Origin of the sequence: Exiguobacterium sp. s191, from assembly GCF_018618955.1 — a bacterium.
GTDB lineage: Bacteria > Bacillota > Bacilli > Exiguobacteriales > Exiguobacteriaceae > Exiguobacterium_A > Exiguobacterium_A abrahamii.
Genome location: NZ_JACSNC010000009.1, coordinates 1 through 1,283 on the forward strand (window position 1 = coordinate 1; position 1,283 = coordinate 1,283).

At 48.9% G+C, this 1,283-nt stretch carries 10 tRNA genes and 2 rRNA genes; all 12 read left to right on the forward strand.

Going from position 1 to position 1,283, the window contains the following annotated elements:
- The first annotated feature begins 11 nt into the window (after window positions 1-11).
- Window positions 12-127: ribosomal RNA gene (gene rrf / locus KNQ09_RS17300) — 5S ribosomal RNA — on the forward strand.
- A gap of 79 nt (window positions 128-206) precedes the next feature.
- Window positions 207-282 (forward strand) — tRNA-Asp (locus KNQ09_RS17305).
- Between the two features lie 10 nt (window positions 283-292).
- A tRNA-Phe gene (locus KNQ09_RS17310) sits at window positions 293-368 on the forward strand.
- A gap of 8 nt (window positions 369-376) precedes the next feature.
- A tRNA-Thr gene (locus tag KNQ09_RS17315) sits at window positions 377-452 on the forward strand.
- 11 nt (window positions 453-463) lie between these two features.
- Window positions 464-539, forward strand: a tRNA-His gene (locus KNQ09_RS17320).
- Window positions 540-562: 23 nt separating this feature from the next.
- Window positions 563-638, forward strand: a tRNA-Lys gene (locus tag KNQ09_RS17325).
- A 7-nt stretch (window positions 639-645) separates the two neighbouring features.
- Window positions 646-729: transfer RNA gene (locus KNQ09_RS17330), tRNA-Leu, on the forward strand.
- A gap of 7 nt (window positions 730-736) precedes the next feature.
- Window positions 737-811 (forward strand) — tRNA-Gly (locus KNQ09_RS17335).
- Between the two features lie 21 nt (window positions 812-832).
- Window positions 833-919, forward strand: a tRNA-Leu gene (locus KNQ09_RS17340).
- A 6-nt stretch (window positions 920-925) separates the two neighbouring features.
- Window positions 926-999, forward strand: a tRNA-Arg gene (locus tag KNQ09_RS17345).
- Window positions 1,000-1,004: 5 nt separating this feature from the next.
- Window positions 1,005-1,081, forward strand: a tRNA-Pro gene (locus KNQ09_RS17350).
- Window positions 1,082-1,217: 136 nt separating this feature from the next.
- Window positions 1,218-1,283, forward strand: a 16S ribosomal RNA gene (locus tag KNQ09_RS17355); the annotation flags it as partial.

Consider the following 1,283-nt stretch of genomic DNA (forward strand, 5'->3'; position numbering starts at 1 on the left):
CGAGCCCGTCGTCTGGTGACGATAGCCAAGTGGTCACACCCGTTCCCATGCCGAACACGGAAGTTAAGCACTTGAACGCCGAAAGTAGTTGGGGGCTTCCCCCTGTGAGGATAGGACGTTGCCAGGCTTTTGTTTTTTTAATAAAACAATTGACAGACTTACATAGATGTTTTATCATTATAGAAGTCGTCACCTTATACTTAAACGGTCCTGTGGTGTAGCGGTTAACATGCCTGCCTGTCACGCAGGAGATCGCGGGTTCGAATCCCGTCAGGACCGCCATTTTAATATCGGCTTTGTAGCTCAGTTGGTAGAGCAAAGGACTGAAAATCCTTGTGTCGGCGGTTCGATTCCGTCCAAAGCCACCATTTCTTTTGCCGGTGTAGCTCAGCTGGTAGAGCAACTGACTTGTAATCAGTAGGTCGCGGGTTCGACTCCTGTTGCCGGCACCATTTTTATTTTGGCGATTGTGGCGAAGTGGTTAACGCACCGGATTGTGATTCCGGCATTCGTGGGTTCAATTCCCATCAGTCGCCCCATTTTTTAACTTCATATCATTTATGTGTCATTAGCTCAGTTGGTAGAGCATCTGACTTTTAATCAGAGGGTCGCAGGTTCGAATCCTGCATGACACACCATTTTTATGCGGGTGTGGCGGAATTGGTAGACGCGCTAGATTTAGGATCTAGTGTCTTTGACGTGGGGGTTCAAGTCCCTTCACCCGTACCATTTATATGCGGAAGTAGTTCAGTGGTAGAATACGACCTTGCCAAGGTCGGGGTCGCGGGTTCGAATCCCGTCTTCCGCTCCATTTATATTTGAATAGCATTATGCGGTCGTGGCGGAATCGGTAGACGCGCTAGGTTGAGGGCCTAGTGGTGGCAACATCGTGGAGGTTCAAGTCCTCTCGACCGCACCATATGATGCACCCTTAGCTCAGCTGGATAGAGTACTTGACTACGAATCAAGGGGTCGGGAGTTCGAATCTCTCAGGGTGCACTTTTCGGGAAGTAGCTCAGCTTGGTAGAGCACTTGGTTTGGGACCAAGGGGTCGCAGGTTCGAATCCTGTCTTCCCGACCATTATTTTCATACGAAATACATTGGACTTTGAAAACTGAACGATGAGGCAAAAATCGTATTCTATGGAATACAAACATGAATGAAGCGCAAGCTTCGTCAATCGTGACTTCGGTCACACAACGAGCAAGTCAAACACTTCATGGAGAGTTTGATCCTGGCTCAGGACGAACGCTGGCGGCGTGCCTAATACATGCAAGTCGAG